The sequence below is a fragment of the Amycolatopsis sp. NPDC059235 genome (assembly GCF_042754125.1).
Classification (GTDB): Bacteria; Actinomycetota; Actinomycetes; order Mycobacteriales; family Pseudonocardiaceae; genus Amycolatopsis; species Amycolatopsis albidoflava.
The window spans coordinates 33,341-53,438 of the sequence record NZ_JBHZAG010000027.1; the positions used below are offsets into that span (position 1 = coordinate 33,341).

10 protein-coding genes are annotated in these 20,098 nt (G+C 70.0%); 9 read left to right on the forward strand and 1 reads right to left on the reverse strand.

Annotated features, from left to right (window positions below; all coding sequences use genetic code 11):
* Positions 1-12: 12 nt before the first annotated feature.
* On the reverse strand, positions 13-1,293 hold the full coding sequence (locus ACFXI3_RS19570; protein WP_378400994.1) for a sensor histidine kinase: 1,281 nt from the start codon (positions 1,291-1,293) through the stop codon (positions 13-15).
* A 138-nt stretch (positions 1,294-1,431) separates the two neighbouring features.
* Between ACFXI3_RS19570 and ACFXI3_RS19575 the strand changes: the two genes are divergently transcribed.
* From ACFXI3_RS19575 to ACFXI3_RS19615, 9 genes are all read left to right on the forward strand, one after another.
* Complete coding sequence (locus ACFXI3_RS19575) at positions 1,432-2,229, forward strand: ABC transporter ATP-binding protein (RefSeq protein WP_344269405.1); 798 nt, start codon at positions 1,432-1,434, stop codon at positions 2,227-2,229.
* Positions 2,229-4,802, forward strand: coding sequence for an ABC transporter permease (locus ACFXI3_RS19580; RefSeq protein ID WP_378400996.1), 2,574 nt, complete (start codon positions 2,229-2,231; stop codon positions 4,800-4,802). The genes ACFXI3_RS19575 and ACFXI3_RS19580 overlap by 1 nt, the downstream gene beginning before the upstream one ends.
* 91 nt (positions 4,803-4,893) lie before the next feature.
* On the forward strand, positions 4,894-6,570 hold the full coding sequence (locus ACFXI3_RS19585) for a phytoene desaturase family protein (protein WP_378400998.1): 1,677 nt from the start codon (positions 4,894-4,896) through the stop codon (positions 6,568-6,570).
* 24 nt (positions 6,571-6,594) lie between these two features.
* Positions 6,595-6,864 (forward strand): phosphopantetheine-binding protein, encoded by a 270-nt coding sequence (locus ACFXI3_RS19590; RefSeq protein ID WP_344269413.1) that lies wholly within the window; start codon positions 6,595-6,597, stop codon positions 6,862-6,864.
* A complete protein-coding gene (locus ACFXI3_RS19595; protein ID WP_378401000.1) occupies positions 6,857-7,417 on the forward strand; it encodes a DUF2786 domain-containing protein in 561 nt (186 codons plus the stop codon). Before ACFXI3_RS19590 ends, ACFXI3_RS19595 begins: the two co-directional genes overlap by 8 nt.
* Positions 7,414-8,634: an acyl-CoA dehydrogenase family protein gene (locus ACFXI3_RS19600; RefSeq protein ID WP_378401002.1), complete on the forward strand. Its 1,221-nt coding sequence runs from the start codon at positions 7,414-7,416 to the stop codon at positions 8,632-8,634. Before ACFXI3_RS19595 ends, ACFXI3_RS19600 begins: the two co-directional genes overlap by 4 nt.
* Positions 8,625-9,605, forward strand: coding sequence for a 2,3-diaminopropionate biosynthesis protein SbnA (sbnA, locus tag ACFXI3_RS19605; protein ID WP_344269421.1), 981 nt, complete (start codon positions 8,625-8,627; stop codon positions 9,603-9,605). The genes ACFXI3_RS19600 and sbnA overlap by 10 nt, the downstream gene beginning before the upstream one ends.
* Positions 9,602-19,282, forward strand: a complete 9,681-nt coding sequence (locus ACFXI3_RS19610) for an amino acid adenylation domain-containing protein (RefSeq protein ID WP_378401004.1) — start codon at positions 9,602-9,604, stop codon at positions 19,280-19,282. The genes sbnA and ACFXI3_RS19610 overlap by 4 nt, the downstream gene beginning before the upstream one ends.
* 5 nt (positions 19,283-19,287) lie before the next feature.
* The gene (locus ACFXI3_RS19615; RefSeq protein ID WP_378401059.1) at positions 19,288-20,091 is read left to right on the forward strand and encodes an ABC transporter permease; all 804 of its coding nucleotides are present in this window, start codon (positions 19,288-19,290) and stop codon (positions 20,089-20,091) included.
* Positions 20,092-20,098 lie beyond the last annotated feature (7 nt).

Consider the following 20,098-nt stretch of genomic DNA (forward strand, 5'->3'; position numbering starts at 1 on the left):
CACCAGCGTGCGTCAGCCGACCGGTGAGCAGGGGATTTCGATGACCACCGAGGTCGGGCCGCCGAGCGGGCTGAGCACGGTGAGGAATCCGTCCAGCGGGGCGAGCCGGCGTTCGAGTTCCCGCAGGCCGGTGCCCTTGGCCGGGTCCGCGCCGCCCTTGCCGTAGTCGGTGACCGTGATGGACAGCCGGCCGCCGGAATGGTGCACGTCGATTTTCCCGGAATCCGCGCCGGAATGCTTCATCGCGTTGTTGAGCACCTCGGAAACGGTGAAATACGCGGCCGTCTCGACAGCGGGCGCGAACCGGCCGGGCAGGTCGACGGTGGTTTCCATCTCCAGCGTCGCTTCCATCCCGAGTTCGCGGACCGCGTCGGCGAGACCGCGGTCGACCAGCACCGGCGGCTGGATCCCGCGCACCAGATCGCGCAGTTCCTGCAGGGCTTTCACCGAACTCGCCTTGGCCTCTTCCAGCAGGCTCTTCGCGGCTTCCGGCTGTCGCTCGGCGAGTTTCGCCGCCGCGTCGAGCGTCATGCCCATCGCGACCAGCCGGGCTTGCGCGCCGTCGTGCAGGTTGCGTTCGATCCGGCGCAGCTCCAGCGCCTGATGGCCGACGGCGTCGTCGCGCGTCGTGGTGAGGTGCTGGACGCGCTGTGCGAGGACGGTGCTTTCGGACGGGGAAAGGAATTTGGCCGCCAGCGCCGCGTGCACCTTCAGCAGATGCGGAGCGGCCCAGAGCGCGAGTGGGAAATGCAGCAGGCCGAGCACGACGGCGGCCCAGGCGACCGTCGGGTTGTCCACCGGCCACGCGACGTACCAGTCGCCGAGCCACAGATCGTCCAGAATCGGATAGAGCAACGGCATCAACAACCCGCGCACGCCGTCGATCACGAGGGCTAACGGGGCCAGCGTAAGCAGGCAGCCGATGGTGCAGTCCACCAGCAGCCAGGCGGTGTCCCGCCAAGTGGCACGGTCGGCCAGCAACCGCGCGAACACCTGAAAAAACCGGGTGCCCTCGGGCAACGGCAGATACGGTCGCGGCACCGTCCGTCCGGTCCAGGTGCCGTGCAGTTTCCGCTGCAGATTGGCGACCGCGCGAACGCCGTAGACCACCGGCGGAATCAGGAAAACCCCGACGCCGACGCCCAGCATCGAAGCGGCGCAGGCCAGCAGCCCGAAAAGCACCGCCTCGACCGGTGCGAGCAGGCCCAGCGCGGTGCTGTGCAGCACGGCGAGGCCGCCCCTCGCGAACCAGGGCTTCGGCGCCGCCGGCTCGCGGACATCGGTTGAGGGCATATCCCGATTATGTGCTGTTCCCGGCTTTCCCGGCAGGGGTGCTAGGACCAGTCCGGATCGAAGAGCTAGCACCATCGGAATCCGGCCCCAGCGCTCGTAGCTTTCTTCTGTAGCCCGACGCGCCTGGGAGAGTGACCGATGTACCAGTCCGGACAGCCAAGCACGGATGCGGTGACGCTCCGCTCCGTCACCAAATTCTACGGAGGGAACCGGGCCCGCGTCGTCGCACTCGACGGGATTTCGGTTTCGTTCGCCCGCGGCAGTTTCACCGCGGTGATGGGACCGTCCGGTTCGGGCAAGAGCACGCTGCTGCACTGCGCGGCGGGCCTCGACCAGCCGGATTCGGGCACCGTCGTGCTCGCCGACCAGGACCTCGGCCGGCTCGACGAGGCCGCGCTCACCCGGATGCGCCGCGACCACATCGGATTCATCTTCCAGCAGTTCAACCTGCTGCCGTCGCTGGACGTGGTCGACAACGTCACGCTGCCGCTGCGGCTGGCGGGCAAACGGGCTGATCCGGCGCTGGTGAACCGGATCATCGAGCAGGTCGGGCTCGGCGGACGGCGCGGGCACCGGCCCGGTGAATTGTCCGGCGGCCAACAGCAGCGCGTCGCCATCGCCCGCGCGCTGGTCAGCCGCCCGCACGTGACCTTCGCCGACGAGCCGACCGGCGCGCTGGACACGACGTCGGCGAGCGAGATCCTGGACCTGCTGCGCACCGCGGTGCGCGCCGAGCGGCAGACCATCGTGATGGTGACGCACGATCCGGTCGCCGCCTCCTACGCCGACCGGGTGCTCTTCTTGGCCGACGGCCAATTCGCCGGCGAGCTGCACGAACCGACCGTGGACGAGGTCGCGCGCGGGCTGACCGCGTTGAGCTCGCGTGCGTCGCGGCTCGGCCGCGACGGCCGGAACACCGTCGGGACGGTGCGCTGATGCTGCGCCTTGCCCTGAGCACGCTGCGGTTCCGCAAGGCCGGATTCACCGCGACGTTCATCGCGCTGCTCGTCGGCACCGCGATCGTGATGGCGTGCGGCGGGCTCATGCAGACCGGGATCTCGCCCCGCGTCCCGCCGCAGCGGCTGGCAGAGGCGCCGGTGGTCGTCGCGGGCGACCAGCACTACAACCTGCCGCCGACGAACCCGGGCACCGAGGACGAGGACCACGAATCCGCGACACTGCCCGAACGCGTGCGCCTGGACGCGGCGCTCGGAGCCAGGATCGCGGCCGTTCCCGGCGTCGCGAAGGTCATCCCCGACGTGTCGATCCCGGCGACCCTTCCGGCCGACCCGGACGTGAAGCTGGTGCGCGGCACCGCGCTGGGGCACGACTGGGCGACCGCCGAGCTGGCCCCGTATTCGCTGACGGACGGCCGCGCTCCGCAGCGCAGCGGCGAAGTGGTGCTGGACCAGGCGACGGCCGCGGCCACCGGCGTCGCGTCGGGCGGTTCGGTGCAGATCGCCGTGCGTGGCGGGGTCCGGTCCTTCCAGGTCGTCGGAATCGCTGTTGCGGGCGGGAAAATGGCGTCCGACGCGGTGTTCTTCTCTCATGAAGACGCTCTCGCGCTGACGCCCGCGACCGGGCAGGTCGACGCGTTCGGCGTGCTTCCCACGGCGGGCACGGACCCGAACGCGCTGAGCACCCAGATCGCGAACGCGGTGCGGGACCAGCACGCAGTCGCGCTCACCGGCGTCGCGCGGGGGACCGCCGAGTTCGCGCAGGCGAGCGACGGCGGGGAAATCCTCGTGATCCTGGCCGCGGTGTTCGGCGGTCTGGCGGTGCAGGTGGCGTTGTTCGTGGTGGCCAGCACGCTGGGGTTGTCGGTGCAGCAGCGGCGGCGCGAGGTCGCGTTGCTGCGTGCGGTCGGCGCGACTCCCAAGCAGGTCAGCCGCATGATCACCGCGGAGTCGATGGTGATCGGCGTGCTCGCGACCGTGCTGGCCGCGTTCCCCGGCGAGTTGCTGGGGAACTGGCTGTTCGACCGGCTGTCCGGGTTCGGCGTCTTCGAACCGGTGCTGGCGTATCACCAGGACTGGATTCCGACCGCCGCGGGCGTTCTTGTCGGCCTGCTGTCAGCGTGGGGCGCGGGGTTTGTCGCGGCGCGCTACGCCGGACGGACGCGTCCGGTGGAGGCGATGCAGGAACTGGTTTCGCCGAAGCGCTGGCTGACGTCGTTCCGGCTCTGGTGGGGCATCGGCAGCCTGATCGGCGGCGTGGCGCTGGCGTATCTGACGATCACGGTGATGGACGGACCGCTCGCGGCCAGCACGGCCGGACCGGCGGTCACGCTGGTGGCGGCGGCGGTCGCGCTCTTCGCGCCGGGGATCACCCGGTTGATGGTCGCGGTGCTGCGGGTTCCGGTGCGCGCGGTGAGCGGGCTGTCCGGCTATCTCGCGATGGCCAACGCCCGGGTGCGCTGGCTGCCGATGTCCGGCGCGGTCGTGCCGGTCATGCTCGCCACGACACTGGCTGTGTTCATGCTCTATTTCCAGACCACGCAGGTGGAATCGGCGAAGCAGAAGTACGCGTCGAACCTCTCGGCGGACGCGGTGGTCACCTCGTCGACCGGCGACGTCGGCACCGGGCTGCTCGACAAGGTCCGGTCGCTGCCCGGCGTCGGCACCGCTTCGGCGTACGTGACCAGCAAGGGCTACAACGAGAAGCCGTCGGACTCTGGCCAGGATGAGGACGGGCTCGCGCTGACCGGGGTCACCGGCGACGCGGTCGCGAAGACGCGGGCCGCGGAACTCGCTTCCGGTTCGCTCAACGACCTGCAGGGCAACACCATCGCGCTTCCGGTCGATAACGCGAATCGGCTGCACGTCAAGGTCGGCGACGAGATCGGGCTGCGGCTCGGCGACGGTGCGCAAGTGCGGTTGCGAGTAGTGGCGACCCTGCGGTCCGCGCCGTCTTTCGCGACGGCGTTGATGCCCGCGGGCACGCTGGCTCCGCACACCACCGACGGGATCGCGTCGCAGGTCCTCGTCACCGCGGCGGCGGGCACGAGCGTCTCGCAGCTGATGACCACGCTCGACGGGCTGGCACAGGCCTCGCCCGGGGTGCAGGTCGCGAATCGGGACACGCTCACCGCCAAGTTCGTGCAGGAACAGGAAGCGAACGCGTGGGTGAACTACCTCGTGGTCGGCATGATCCTGCTCTACGCGGCGATCTCGGTGGTGAACACGCTCGTGCTCTCGACCGCGCACCGGCGGCGCGAGTTCGGCCTGCAGCGCCTCGCCGGGTCGAGCCGGGGCCAGGTGCTGGGCGTGATGGCCGTGGAGGGGATGGTGGTCGCGGTGATCGGCGTGGTCCTGGGCACCGCCGTCTCGCTGGCGATGCTGGTTCCGTTCAGCCAGGCGGTGTCCGACAGCTGGCTGCCCTACGGTCCATTGTGGATTTATGCGGTGGTGGTGCTGCTCGCGGTCGTGGTAAGCATGGTCGCCACGCTCTTCCCGACCTGGCTCGCGGTGCGCGGCAAGACCTCGATCGCCATGCTCTCTCCTGAATAGGTGACCCCTGGGCGACCGCCTGCTGCTGACTGCCCCCAGCTGTCAGCGCGCGGTCAGCCCGGGGTCACCGCCCCGCCGTAGCGTCAGCGGCATGAGTCCGAACGAGGCGGGAAGCTCTTCCTGGGACGCGATCGTGATCGGGTCCGGGATCGGCGGCCTCGTCTGCGCCGGCTACCTCGCCGCCTTCGGCCGCCGGGTGCTGGTGCTGGAGCAGCACGACGTGGCGGGCGGCAACTGCCACATGTTCCGGCGGCGGCGCGCCTACGAGTTCGACATCGGCGTGCACTACCTCGGCGACTGCGGGCCCGGCGGGCTGCTCCCGTCGCTGCTGGCCGGGCTCGGCGTCGGCGACCGGGTGCGGTTCCGCCGGCTCGACCCGGACGGCTTCGACCGGATCGTGCTGCCGGGCCTGCGCTTCGACGTGCCGGAAGGCTGGTCCAAGTACGGGGACCGGCTGCTGGAGACTTTTCCGGCGGAGGCCGCGGGGCTTCAGGAGTACCTCGCGATCTGCGGCGAGATCGCCGCGGCGGCCCGGTACTCGGCGAGTGCTCGGCCGGTGCTGGGCAACTCGGCCGCGGTGGTGCGGTGGAGCCGACGCAGCTTGAGTCGTCTGTTTGACCATTGTGGACTGTCGGCGGCCGCGCGGACGGTGCTGGCTGCGCAGTCCGGAAATTATGCGTCATCGCCAGCGAATACCGTTGTCGCGGCGCACATTCGCATGCTCGACGACTACCTGACCGGTGGCGCGTACTACCCGGAGGGCGGCGGCCAGATGCTGGCCGCCGCGCTGGTGGAGCAGCTCGAAACGCACGGCGGCCAGCTGCGCACCAAAGCGCGCGCCGCCCGGATCCTGATCGAGCACGGACGCGCGGCCGGTGTCGAACTGGCCGACGGAGACGTGCTGCGTGCGCCGCTGGTGGTGTCCAATGCGGACTATCGGCGCACGGTGCTGGAGCTGTGCGGTGGCCGGGAAAACCTCCCCGAGGGCATCGTCCGGCGCACCGAAGACGCGGTCATGCGGCTGCCATTGGTGACCAGCTATGCCGTGGTGGACACGGAGTTGGCGGAAGCGTCCGAGGCCAACATCTGGTACTGGCCGAGCGGCGACGTCGAAAGTGCTTACGCCCGAACGGAAGCGGGCCAGTTCGACGAGCTCCCGTTCGTATTCATCTCGTCCGCCTCGCACAAGGACCCCGGCAACCCCGCCGTCTGCCCGCCTGGATACACGAACCTCCAAATCATGACCGCGTGCCCGCCCGGCTACGAGCAGTGGGGCGTAACCGACGGACCAGCGTCCGGGCTTCGGTACCGGCGCGTGGCCGAATACCGTGCGGCCAAAGAGAAACTCGCCGCCTGCCTGCTCGACCGCGCCGAAGAGGTGCTCGGCCCGTTCCGCGACCGCATCGTCTACCTCGAATCGGCCACCCCGCTCACGCAAGAGCGCTACACCCTCGCCACCGGCGGAGCCGCGTACGGGCTGCAGTCTTGGGGTCCGCACGGACGGCGGCCGGACGTGCGCACCGACGTCGAAGGACTGTTCGTCGCCGGACAGGACATCCACGGCGGGGGAGTCGTCGGCGCCGCGGTCGGCGGTGCGCAGTGCGCCGAGGCGATCCTCGACCGCCCGGTGCTGGCCGAAGCGTACGACGGCGCGGTCTTCGCCGACCGCGCCCTGCTGCCCGAACGCGGCCACGACTGGGATCCGCTGCGGATCTCCCGTGGCCAGGCCCGCCGCGACGCCCGCGGATTCGCTCCGACGGCGCGCTGAACCCCGTGTAAAAGAAGGAGAGTCATGACTGAGACCGCGCAGACCCTGACCGAGGACCGGATCGTCGAAGGCATCACCGGCGCACTGGGCGCGGTGCTCGAACGGGACGTCGCCGACCTGTCCGCGGACACCCGGCTGTCCGACGCCGGCCTCGACTCGACCGGCGTGCTGGAACTGCTGATGCAGCTCGAGGACACGTTCGGCATCGAGTTCGACACCGAGAACCTGGAGATGCAGCACTTCGAATCGGTGCGTTCGCTCGCCGCGTTCGTCATCGCGGAAATCCGTGCCTGACCCGGCATCGTGGCAGGAGTACCGGCGCGTCGCCCGGGAGCAGGGCGTCGCGCCCGCGCTCAAGCTGCTGCCGACAGCGTGCCGCGACGGCGCGATCGCGGCCGTCCCGGCGGGAGAACTGCCCGCCGGGACGGAGATCCTGCGGGAGGCTGATCTCCCGGGCGGCGCGGTCGCGTTCGCGCGGGGTCTGGCGGGAGCGCCCGCGGGGCCGGAGCTGGTGTGGGTGCGGCTGGGGCTTTCCCAGGGGCTGCTGGACGAGTGTCTCCGGTACCTGGGCGAGCGGCGTTCGGGCGAGGAGTCGTTGCTGCGCAAGCAGATGATCCAGGACTGCCTCGCCAGTGCGCTCAACGGGCAACTGGCGGTGGAAGCGGATCTGCTGGCGGACGGGAGTGCGACTCCCGCGCGAGTGCGGTATCTGCATCAGTGTCTGTCCGATGTGGACCGGAAGCTGCTCGGCCTGCTGGGCGCGAAGGGATTCCTGGCTGGCGGACCGGGCGAGATTGCCGACGTTTCGGAGCTGCTCGCGAGCGTTCACGAAATGGGGACAACGTGACGGGCACGGTACTGACCGAACCCTTGCTAGCGCTGAGGGATCTCGCCGCGGAATGGGCGACCGACCTCCGCGCCGCCGGAGCGGTACTCGACCGTGATCCCGAGGCCACCGCCCAGTTCGCCGATCTGCCTGCGGTGCGCTGCATGGCGCAGCTGCTGGTCCCGGCGGAGTACGGCGCGGAAGGCATCAGGGTCGCCGGGCACCGGTTCCACGGGATGACCGCGCTGGAACGGACGGTGCTGCTGGAGGAGTTCGCCCGGGGCGACGCGGGCGTGACGCTCGCCGCACCGGGCGCGTCGATGTCGGGCGTCCTGATCGACGTACTCGGCGACGACGAACAGAAAGCCTGGTTCTACGGCAGGCTGATCGACCGTCCAACGTGGACCTTCTTCGCGCTCACCGAACCCGACGTGGGTTCCGACGCGAACGCGCTGACCACCAGCCTGACGCCCGGCCCAGACGGCGATTTCGTTCTCAACGGCCGGAAACGCTACGTCGGCAACGCTTCCCGCGCAGGCATGGGTGTGGTCTTCGCCCGCACCGCACCCGGCCCGCTCGGCGTGCGCGCAGTCCTCCTGGACACCGCTTCTCCCGGCTTCCACGCCGAACCGCTGGGCATGCTCGGTTTGCGCGGCGCACGATTCTGCGCCCTGGAGTTCGACGGCGTACGCATCCCGGCGAACCGGGTGCTCGGCCGCCACCTTTCCCCGACCCGACGCGGAATGTGGGCCGCCACGCTCACGTTCAACCGTCTCCGCCCCGGCGTCGCCGCCATCGCGGTCGGCATCGCGCGGGCCGCGCACGAATACGTCCGCGCCGAGGGCGGCCTGCTCACTGGCGGCGCGGCAGCCGAATGGGATCAGCTGGGCTACCGGATCGAGAGCGTCCGGAACCTGGTGCACCTCGCGGCGATGGAGGTCGACGCGGGCGGAAGCCGCGGCGGGCACCTCGCCTCGTCCGCCAAAGCCGAGGCGAGCCGGCTCGCCGAGGACGCGACCAGGGCCGCCTGCCGGTTCTTCGGACCGAGCGCGCGCTGGACGCATCCCGTGCTGGACAAGCTGATTCGCGACGCGCGCGGCGTCGAATTCATGGAAGGCGCCGCGAACATCCAGAAACTCATCGTCTTCACCGGGCTGCTCGCCGGCAAAGTCGGCCGTGGCGAGTCGTTCCCGGCGCTGAACCGCCCCTTGGGCACCGGAGGTTTGCCGTGCGGGTGATATCCGCCCCTCAGGAGTTCACCGTCCCGGATCTCTATGTCGACCTGCGCCGGTTCGTCGGCCGCGACCTGTTCGTCAAATGCGAGGGGTTCAACTTCGCCGGGTCGATCAAGCTCAAGGCCGCGCTGGAGATCGTCGAGCGCGCCGAGCGGGACGGCAGGCTGCGCCCCGGCGCCACGATCGTCGAAAGCTCGTCCGGGAACATCGGCGTCGCGCTCGCGATGGTCGCGGCCAGCCGGGGTTACCGGTTCATCTGCGTCACCGACGACCACTGCACGCTGTCCGCGCGGCAGCTGATGCAGAACTACGGCGCCGAGGTCCACGTGCTGACCGAACCGCATCCGGTGGAAGGCCTGGTCGGCGCGCGGCAGCGGCTGGTGGAGAGCCTCTGCGCGGAGCACGCGGACTACGTCTGGCTCGACCAGCACACCAACCCGGGCAACTGGACCGCGCACTACCGGACCACCGGCCCGGAGATCCTGCGCATGTTCCCCGGCCTCGACGTGCTGTTCGTCGGCACCGGCACGGCCGGGACGCTGATGGGCTGCGCCCGCTACCTGCACGAGGCGCGCCGGTCGATCCGCGTGGTCGCGGTGGACAGCGTCGGCTCGGTGAGCTTCGGCGGCCCGCCCGGGCCGAGGCGGATTCCCGGGCTGGGCTCCGCGATCCGCCCGGCGCTGCTCGACGAGTCCTTAGTGGACGATGTGGTGCACGTCGAGGAGACCGCGACCGTCGAGATGTGCCGGACGCTGGTGCGGCACGGCTTCCTGTTCGGCGGCTCGACCGGCACCGTCGTCGCCGGCGCGCTGTCCTGGCTCGCCCGCGAGGACCGCGACCTGACCGCCGTCGCCATCTCCCCGGATCTGGGCGACCACTACCTGGACACGGTCTACCGGGACCACTGGGCCGCCGACGCGCTCGGCCGCGTGCCCGAGCAGACCACCGACCGACTTTCCGAGGTGCCGCGATGACTGCTGTCGAGACCAGCCTGCCCCTGTCCACGGCCCAGACCGACGTCTGGTTCGACGAGCAGCTGTCCGGAGGCGGCCTGGCCTACGCGATGGCCGACTACCTGGACATCTCCGGCGACCTCGACGTGGCGGCGTTCACCGAGGCGTTCCGCCTGCTCACCGACGAGGCCGAATGCTTCCGCGCGCGCTTTTTCGAGGTCGACGGCGAACCGCGCCAGGTGGTCGAGCCGCTGACCGAGCTGCCGGTCCGCTTCCTCGACCTGTCCGGCGAACCGGACCCCGAGGCGGCCGCCCTCGCGTGGATGCACGAGGACCTGGCCCGGCCGTTCTCCGTCACCGACTTTCCGCTCTTCCGCGCGGCTTTGCTCACGCTCGGACCGCGTCGGCGATTCTGGTATCTCACCACCCACCACCTGGTCGGCGACGGGTTCAGCGCCGCGATCTGCCACCGGCGGATGGGCGAGCTGTACACGGCCGTGCTGACCGGCGCGGAGCCCGAGGGCCGTCCGCTGCCGCCGTTCCGGGACCTGCTGGAATCCGAACTCGCATACCAGACCTCGACGCACCTCGGACGGGACCGCGAGTTCTGGAGCAGCCACTTCAGCACGGTCCCGGACCTGATCAGCTTGTCCGGCAAGGAACCCGCACCCGCTCGCGGCTTCCTTCGCCGCACCCTCGCCCTGCCGGCCGATGCCGCCGCAGCCGCGCGGAAGGCAGTGGCGCAGGCCGGGGTGACCCTGCCGACCTTCCTGCTCGCCGCGATGGCCGCCTACACCGAACGCCTTTCCGGGATCCAGGACCTGATGCTGACCGTCCCGGTCGCCGCCCGCGCGGGGGTCCGGACGCGGGCGATCCCGGGGATGATGGCGAACTACCTGCCGCTGAAAATGCAGGTCACGCCCGCGATGACCCCGCAGCTGCTGCTGAAGCAGGCTTCGCGGGAACTCGCCCGCACGCTCAAGCACCAGCGTTACCACGTCAACCAGATCCGCCGCGACATCGGCGTCCGCAGCGACGAACGGCGTCCGTTCGGCGGTCCCTTCGTGAACGTGCTGCCCGCGGACCCCGGGCTGCGGCTGGGCGACTGCGTGACCCGGGTGCGGAACCTGTCCACCGGGATCACCAACGACCTGTCCATCACCGTCCTCGACGAGCCCGGCGGCGGGATCGAACTGCACCTCAACGGGAATCCCGACCTCTACGACGAGTCCGGAGTGGACACTCACCTGCACCGGTTCGCCGGGTTCCTGGACCGCTTCGCGCGCGCCGATCCGGACGCGCCGCTCGCGCGCATCGACGTCGCCGATGCGCAGGAGCGCGAGGAACTGCTCACCGCCGGGTTGGGCGCTAATGGCCCGGTCGGTGCGGGCGTGGTGGAGCGAGTGCGCGCGCAGGCTCCGGATGCGGTCGCGGTGGTTGATGCGGCCGGGTCGGTGAGTTATGCGGACCTGGTCGGGCTGGCCTCGGCGTTGTCGCGGCGGTTGCCAGCGGGGCGCGTGGTTGGCGTGCTCGCCGGCCCAGGGAGCGGTTTCATCTCAGCGGTTCTCGGTGTGTTGGGCGCGGGCGGTGCCTACGTGCCGCTGGATTCGACGCTGCCGTTGGCGCGGTTGCGTGACTTGGTGGCGGACAGCGGCGCGGCTTGTGTCGTCGCGGCACCGGAGTTTCGGGACATCGCGGCGGAGCTGCCGGTGGACGTCGTGGAGCTGGACGGCACGGTTGACGCCGACCTGGCACCCGTGGTCGGCGCGGACGATGACGTGGCGTACGTGATCTTCACGTCGGGTTCGACCGGCCGTCCCAAGGGCGCGATGGTCTCCCGGCTCGGGATGATGAACCACCTGCTGGCGAAGGTCGAGGATCTCGGGCTGGGCGCGTCCGACGTGGTGGTGCAGAACGCGCCGCTGACGTTCGACGTGTCGGTGTGGCAGATGCTCGCGCCGCTGGTGGTCGGCGGCCAGGTCCGGGTGGTGGACCGGCGGGTCGCCGCGGATCCGGAGACGTTGTTCGGCTTGGGCATGTCGGTGCTGGAAGTGGTGCCGTCGTTGCTGCGGGCCGCATTGGACTTCTGGGATGCCGGTGGCCCGCCGAAGCTGCCCGGATTGCGGTGGCTGGTGGTGACCGGCGAGGCGTTGCCGCCGGACCTGTGTGTGCGGTGGTTCGGGTACTTCCCGGAGATCCCGCTCGTGAACGCGTACGGGCCGACCGAGTGTTCGGACGACGTGACGCACGCGGTTCTGTCCAGTGTGGACGATGTGCGCGGGGTGCGGACACCGATCGGTCTCCCGGTGCGGAACACCCGGCTGTACGTGCTGAGCGACGAGCTGCGGCCGGTCCCGGCGGGTGCGGCCGGCGAGCTGTATGTCGGCGGCTTGGTGGTCGGACGCGGTTACGTGGGCGACCCGGTCAAGACGGGTTCGGTGTTCGTCGCGGATCCGTTCGGCGAGCCGGGCACGCGGATGTACCGGACCGGCGACCGCGTGGTGCGCCGGGACGACGGGGCTTTGGAGTTCATCGAGCGCCGGGACTTCCAGGTCAAGATCCGCGGCCACCGCATCGAACTCGGCGAAATCGAAGCCACCCTGCGCGAGCTGCCCGAGATCGCGGACGCGGTCGTGGTGGTGCGCACCGACGACGCCGGGACCAAACGGCTCGCCGCGTATCTGGTCGGAACGGAGCCGGTCGACGTCCCGTCGGTGCGGAGCGAACTGCAGCAGCGGCTGCCGGACTACCTAGTGCCGCCCGCGATGGTCGTGCTCGACGCGATGCCGCTGACCGTGCACGGCAAGGTCGACAGGGAAGCGTTGCCGGAGCCCGATTTCGCCGCCGAGGCAGTCGGCCGGGCCCCGCGCAATGCCGTCGAGGCCATCCTGTGCGATGTCCTGGCCGAAGTGCTGACGGTGCCGAAGGTCTACATCGACGACAACTTCTTCGCCCTCGGCGGCGACAGCGTGAGCTCGATCCAGGTGGTCAGCCGCGCCCGCAAAGCCGGGCTGATCATCACCCCGCGCGACCTGTTGGAAGCCCGCACCCCGGCGGCGATCGCGGAGAACGCGGTCCCGGTCGGAGAAGAGGTTGCCCTCGAACCCGCCGCCTTGATCGAACTCGAACCGGGAGAACTGGACGAGCTGCGGGTCGGTCCGGTCGAGGAAGCGCTCCCGCTCGCGCCGTTGCAACAGGGCATGCTCTTCCACGCCGAGCTGGACGCCGAAGGTGTGGATTTCTATGCCGTGCAAGCGATCGCGGACCTCGAAGGACCGCTCGACACCGCAGCGGTCCGGGACGCCTGCGCCACGCTGCTGACCCGGCACACCGCCCTGCGCGGATACTTCCGGCGACGCCGCAACGGGGAGCCGGTGCAGCTGGTCGCCGAATCGGTCGAGCTGCCGTGGTCCGAGGTCGACCTGACCGTGCTGCCGGAGGACCGTCGGGTGGCGGAGCTGCAGCGGCTGGTGGAGGAAGACCGGTTGCGCCGCTTCGACCTCGCCCGCCCGCCGCTGGTCCGCTTCACTCTGATCCGGATCGCCGCCGAGCGCTACCGGTTCCTGTGGAGCGCGCACCACATCGCCACGGACGGCTGGTCGGTGCCCATCCTCATCGACGAGCTGGCGCAGCTCTACGCACGCGGCGCGAAGGCCGAACTGCCCGCGGTGCCGCAGATGCGCGACTACCTCGCCTGGCTGTCTCGCCAAGACCAGGAAGCCGGCCGGAAAGCCTGGCAGGACCTCCTCGACGGCCTCCCCGGACCGACCCGCGTCGCCCCAGATCTGCCCGCCGCCGCGAACCTGCCCGCGACTGTCGAGTTAGTACTGTCCGAAAGCGACACTGCGAATCTCTATGCGTGGGCGCGGGAACACGAGCTGACGGTCAGCACGATCGTGCAGGCGTGCTGGGCGATTCTGGTCGGCAGGCTGGCCGGGCAGCAGGACGTGGTCTTCGGCGCGGTCGCCTCCGGACGTCCGGCGGAACTGCCCGGCGTCGAAACGATGGTCGGCATGTTCGTGAACACCGTGCCGGTGCGGGCTCGCCTCGACCCCGCTCGCCCAGTCCGCGGACTGCTCGCCGAACTGGGGCATCAGCAAGCCTCGATGGTGTCCTACCAGCACATCGGACAGGCCCAGCTGAGCGGAGCCATCCCGGACAGCGGAGAACTCTTCGACACCGCAGTGGTGTTCGAGAACGTCCCCGCCGGCGACGGCGGCCCGCTGGTGAAACTCGGCGAGGACGTCCGGGTGGTCGACGCGGTGACGCTCGATTCGCGGCACTACCCGCTCAGCCTCGTCGTGGAACCGCGCGACTCCCTCGTCTTCCGCTTCGACTACCTCCGCGAGGCCTTCGGCGACGACCGCGTCCGCGGGCTCGCGCAGCAGTTCCGGGCACTGCTCGACACGGTGCTCGGCGACCCGGACCGCCTGCTCGGCCGGATCGACGTGGTGGCCGAACCCTCGGAGACCTTCCTGCTGGGCACGCCCGGCCCGGTCGGTGCGGGTGTCGTCGAGCGGGTCCGCGCACAGGCCGCGGACGCTGTGGCGGTTGTTGATGACTCCGGATCCGTGAGTTATGCGGAACTGGTGGGACTGGCTTCGGCGCTGTCTCGGCGGTTGCCTCCGGGACGGGTAGCAGGCGTGCTCGCAGGCCCCGGTATCGGCTTTATTTCAGCAGTTCTCGGTGTCCTCGGTGCCGGTGGTGCATACGTGCCGCTGGATCCGACGGTGCCGCTCGCCCGCCTGCAAGGGCTGGTGGAGGACAGCGGCGCGGCGTGCGTGATCGCGGCGCCGGAGTTCCGGGAGCTCGCGGCCAGTTTGCCGGTGGACGTCATCGAGCTGGACGGCGTGGTCGACACCGAGCTGGCCCCGGTGGTCGGCGCTGACGACGATGTGGCGTACCTGATTTTCACTTCCGGCTCCACCGGCCGTCCCAAGGGCGCGATGGTTTCTCGCCTCGGGATGGTCAACCACCTGCTCGCCAAGGTAGAAGACCTGTCCCTGAAGCCGTCGGATGTGCTGGTGCAGAACGCCCCGCTGACCTTCGACGTGTCCGTGTGGCAGATGCTCGCGCCCCTCATGGTCGGCGCTCAAGTCCGGGCGGTGAGCCGCGAGACGGCGGCCGATCCCGACGCGCTGTTCGGCTTGGGCATGTCCGTGCTGGAAGTCGTGCCCTCGTTGCTGCGCGCGGCGTTGGACTTCTGGGACGCGGGCAGCCCGCCGAACCTGGACGGACTTCGCTGGCTGGTGGTCACCGGAGAGGCCTTGCCGCCGGACCTGTGCGTCCGCTGGTTCGAGTACTTCCCGAACATCCCGATGGTGAACGCCTACGGCCCGACCGAGTGCTCCGACGACGTGACCCACGCCGTTCTGTCCAGTGTGGACGATGCGCAGGGCCTGCGGGTGCCGATCGGCCTCCCGGTGCGGAACACCCGGCTGTACGTGCTGGGCGACGAGCTGCGGCCGGTTCCGCCAGGCGCGGCAGGGGAGTTGTACGTCGGCGGATTGGTCGTCGGCCGCGGCTATGTCGGCGATCCGGTCAAGACGGGTTCGGTGTTTGTGGCTGACCCGTTCGGTGAACCGGGCACCCGGATGTACCGGACCGGCGACCGCGTGGTGTGCCGGGCCGACGGTGCGCTGGAGTTTGTGGAACGCCGGGACTTCCAGGTCAAGATCCGCGGCCACCGCATCGAACTCGGCGAGATCGAAGCCGGTCTGCTCGCCCAGGAATCGGTCACCGACGCGGTGGTCGTCGTGCAGGGCTCCGACGCGGCCAACCGGCACCTCGTCGGTTACGTCGCGGGAACCGCCCGCCCCGAAGACCTGCAGGCTCAGCTGGCCGAACTGCTGCCCGCGTACATGGTGCCCAGCGCGCTCGTCGTACTCGACCGGCTCCCGCTGACCGCACACGGCAAGGTCGACCGCAAAGCCCTGCCCGCGCCGGAAAACCTGGCCGGACCAGAGAAGCGCGGCCCCCGCACTCCGGTCGAGGAACAGCTGACCCGGCTCTACGCCGAGGTACTGGGCCTGCCCGAAGCCGGAATCGACGACGACTTCTTCGAACTCGGCGGCCATTCCCTCCTGGCTACCGCGTTGGTCAGCCGGATCCGGTCGGAACTGGACGTCGAACTGCCGCTGCGGGACCTGTTCGAGGCCCGCACCGTCGCCGCACTGGCCGGACGGCTCGCGTCCGCCGGACAGGCCCGCGCGGCGTTCCGCAAACTGGACCGCCCCGATCCGCTGCCGCTGTCGTACGCCCAGCAGCGGATGTGGTTCCTCAACCGGCTCGAAGGCGAACACGGCGGATACACCATCCCCCTCGCCGTGCGCCTCTCCGGCGAGCTGGACCGCTCCGCGCTCGCTGCCGCCATCGACGATCTGACCGCGCGCCACGAAATCCTGCGCACGATCTTCCCCGACACCGATGGCGTGCCTTACCAGCGCGTCCTCGACGCGGGGGAGTCCTTGCGCACCGCGCCGATGCCCGCGAACCTCACCGCGGCCCTGGAAGAAGAAGTCGCCCGAGGATTCGACCTGGCCACCGATCTTCCGTTGCGCAGCAAGCTCTTCGGTCCCGCCGAGAACGGCGATCACGTCCTCCTGCTGGTGCTCCACCACATCGCCGGAGACGCCTGGTCCGTCGACGTGCTCGCCCGCGACCTCGCCACCTCCTACGAAGCCCGGCTGGCCGGAAAGAGTCCAGAGTGGACAGACCTGCCCGCCCAGTACGCGGACTACTCGGTCTGGCAACACTCCCTCCTGGACGACACCAAGGACGGCGAATCCCTCCGCCTGCTGAAGCACTGGCGGGAGGCACTCGCCGGAATGCCCGGCGAACTGGCGTTGCCGGTCGACCTGCCGCGGCGCGCTTCCGCCGGCTACCACGGCGGAACCATCGAGTTCGAGGTTCCGTCCGCCGTGCACCGGGGCCTCGCGCGGCTCGCGCATGAGCAAGGGGCGAGCCTGTTCATGGTCGTCCAGGCCGCGCTGGCCACGCTGCTCACCCGGCTCGGCGCGGGTACCGACATCCCGCTCGGCAGCCTGGTCGCCGGACGTCCGGACGAAGCCGTGCACGACCTCGTCGGCTTCTTCGTCAACACGCTCGTCCTGCGCACCGACACCAGCGGCGACCCGCACTTCGCCGACCTGGTCGCGCGGGTCCGCGACGCCGACCTCGCCGCCTACGCCCACCAGGACCTGCCCTTCGAACGGCTGCTGGAGGCGACGCAACCGGCCCGGTCGATGTCGCGGCAGCCGTTGTTCGGGGTGCTGCTGTCCTTCTACGACGTGCCGCCGTCCGAAGTCAGTCTCGGCAGCCTGACCGCGCGGCCCGAACTGCTCGCCCCGACGCACAAGAAGTTCAAGTTCGACCTGACCTTCCAGTTGGGCCAGCACAAGGGAGAACGCGGTCTGGAAGGCACGCTCGAGTACAACGCCGACGCGTTCACCGCGGAAACCGCGTACCTGCTGGTCGAGCGGTTGAAGCTCCTCCTGGCGGCCGCCGCCGAAGATCCCGGGCAGCCGCTGAGCCGGATCGACCTGCGCACTTCCTCCGAGCGGGAAACCTCAGCCGTGTCGGTTCCGGAGGTTCCCGATGGCCTGCTGGTGCCGGGGGACATCGGTCTGCGCGAGCAAGCCAACCGCCTCGCCCGGGCTTTGCAGGCGCAGGGCGCGGGCCCGGGGGAGACGGTCACTGTCGACCTGCCGCCGGGCCGCGACCGCTGGGCCGCGATCTTCGCCGTCCTAGCCACCGGCGCGGCCTGGACGCCGAGCGGGCCGTCTCGCTGCACAGTCCCCGCGGACGTGTCCGGATTCGCCGACACCGATCTGCAGGTGCCGCTGTCCGGGGCGGAGGTGGCGTATCGTGGAGAAGCGGTGTTCAGCCGAGACGCGCTGGCCGCGACAATTGCCGCCCTGCTGGCCGAATTGCCGCTCACAGTCGGAGACCGCGTCCTCGCGCCGGACACCGAGTTCGCGCTACTGGTCGTGCTGGCCGCGTTGCACGTCGGCGCGGTGGTGACCGTCGCTCCCGCCGCGGAGATCGCGGAACTCGCGTCGTCGGTGGACCCGAGCGTCGTGGTCGTGACCCCGAGCATCGCGAAAATGCTGGCGCTGCGACCGGGTACGCGGGTGCTGAACTTCGGTGAGAGATTCCTCGACGGTGCACTCAACTGCGAGGGCACTGCGGCGTCCGGCTGGCTCTCGCTGGTCAACGGACGCCCCTTCGCGCACAGCCGCGCCGACGTCCTCGACCAGAGTCTGCAGCCAGTGCCTCGTGGCGGCCGAGGAGAGCTGTACTTGGCTGGCGCACCCACCGGCCTCCTGGGCCGCATCAGCTTGGACGGAACCATCGAAGTGATCCGTGAGGCCAAGGTGCGCGGCTTCACGATCCCGATCGGGCAGATCGAAGCGACTCTGCACCGCCAGCCCTCAGTCGCCGCCGCTGCCGTCATCGCCGAGGATGACTTGATCGCCTACGTCGTCCCGCAATGGGAACGCGGCGTCGACCCGCTCACCCTGCGGGAAGCACTCGCCGCCGAACTCCCCGATTACCTGATCCCGACCGCGTTCGTCCAACTGGACACCATCCCCGTCGCCCCAGACGGATCCTTGGACCGTGCCGCGTTGCCCGCTCCCGCAACACAAACCAGCCAGGACACCAGCGAAACCGTCGAACTGCTGCGAACCGCTTTCGCCGAAACCCTTGGCATCACTGACGTCGATGTCCAGACCGGTTTCTTCGAACTGGGCGGCAACAGCCTGCAATCCGTCCGTCTGGTCGCGCTGGCCCGACGAGCCGGACTCCGGCTGACCGTGGCCGACGTCCTGACCCACGGCAGCATCGAACGCCTGGCCGCACTCGCCGAACGAGCCGAACCGGAGGTCGCGGACCTGCCGGACCCGTTCGCGCCCGTGCTGCCGATCCGCCCGACCGGGACGAAACCGCCGCTGTTCTGTTTGCACGCCGGACTCGGCCTGAGCCTGCCTTACCTCGGTCTGGCGGCCCACCTGCCAGACCGGCCGATCTACGGCCTCCAATCGCCGGGAATCAGTGGCACAGAACAGTTCCCGGACTCCGTCGAACAGGTCGCCGGGGACTACCTGAAGCACATTCGCCGGATCCAGCCCCACGGCCCGTACCACCTGCTCGGCTGGTCCTACGGCGGTCTGCTGGCCTTCGAACTGGCCGTACGCCTCGAGTCCGAAGGCGAAACGGTCGGCTCACTGTCCATCTTGGACAGCTACCCGCAGGACGGCGCCGAAACCGCGCCGACGAGGCACGAGCTGCTCGTCGATTTCCTGGAGCACGTGGGCTTCCACGACACCGACGGCGGGCCCGAGCTGACCCCGGCCGACGTCATCGCCGTGCTGCGCGACGGAGACAGCAGACTGGCTGACATCGGCGAGGAACGCATGACCCGCGTCCTCGCCGTGATGGACAACAACGCGTCCCTCGCCCACGAGTACCGCCCGGCGAGGTTCGCCGGCGCGGTCGAGCTGTTCGTCGCCGCCGAGGGCTTGACCGACGCCGAGGTTGCCGAACGCGCGGGCCGCTGGGTGCCGCACGTGGCAGGACCGGTGCGCGCACACCGGGTCGACTGCGGCCACGAATACCTGATGGACCCGCGACCACAGGCCGAGGTCGGCGCCGTGGTGGCGGAAACGCTGAGCACCGGAAGCGAGGAGTCGCAGTGACCACGATGACTACCCCGGCGAACCCGCCGCGGGCAGCGGCGTTCGTCGAAACGTTCGCCCTGGCCGGCCGCCGGCTGACGCACCTGCGCAAAGTGCCCGGCCGGCTCCTCGCGATCACCCTGAACTCCCTGATCACCATGCTGGCCATCGGGTACGTCTTCAAAGGCGCGGTGAGCGTCGAAGGCGGCGGCAGCTACCCGGAGTTCCTCTTCCCGGCCGCGCTCATGCAGGTGGGCCTCGCCGGAGTCGCACCGACCGCGATCGCGGTGGCGATGGACCTCAAAGGCGGCCTGACCGACCGATTCCGTTCTCTGCCGATCTCCCGCCCGGCCGTCCTGTTCGGGCACACCATCGGCGACGCGCTGGTGGGATTCATCGCGCTGGCGATCGTCGCCGGGATCGGGCTGGCGGTCGGCGGCCGCGTGCACGCCGGATTCCCCGCGCTGCTCGCCGGATTGGCCGTGCTCGCGTTCTTCCTCTACGTGATGATCTGGGTCGGCGTGCTGCTCGGGCTTTCGATGGGCAATCCCGAATCGATCGACGGCGTCGGCGCGGTGCTGACGCTCGGGCTTTCCTTCCTGTCCAACGCTTTCATGGCGGTCAGCCAGCTCCCGTCCTGGGTGCGGCCGATCGCCGAATGGAACCCGGTCAGCTCCGTCACCACGCTGTGCCGCCAGCTGTGGGGCGTGCCGGTGCCCGCGGACGATTCGTTCCCCGCCCAGCATCCCGGCATCGTCGTCGCGGTGACGCTGGTCGTGCTTTTCGCCGCGGCGACCCTGCTGAGCTTCCGCCGTTACCGCCTCGCCTAACCGATCC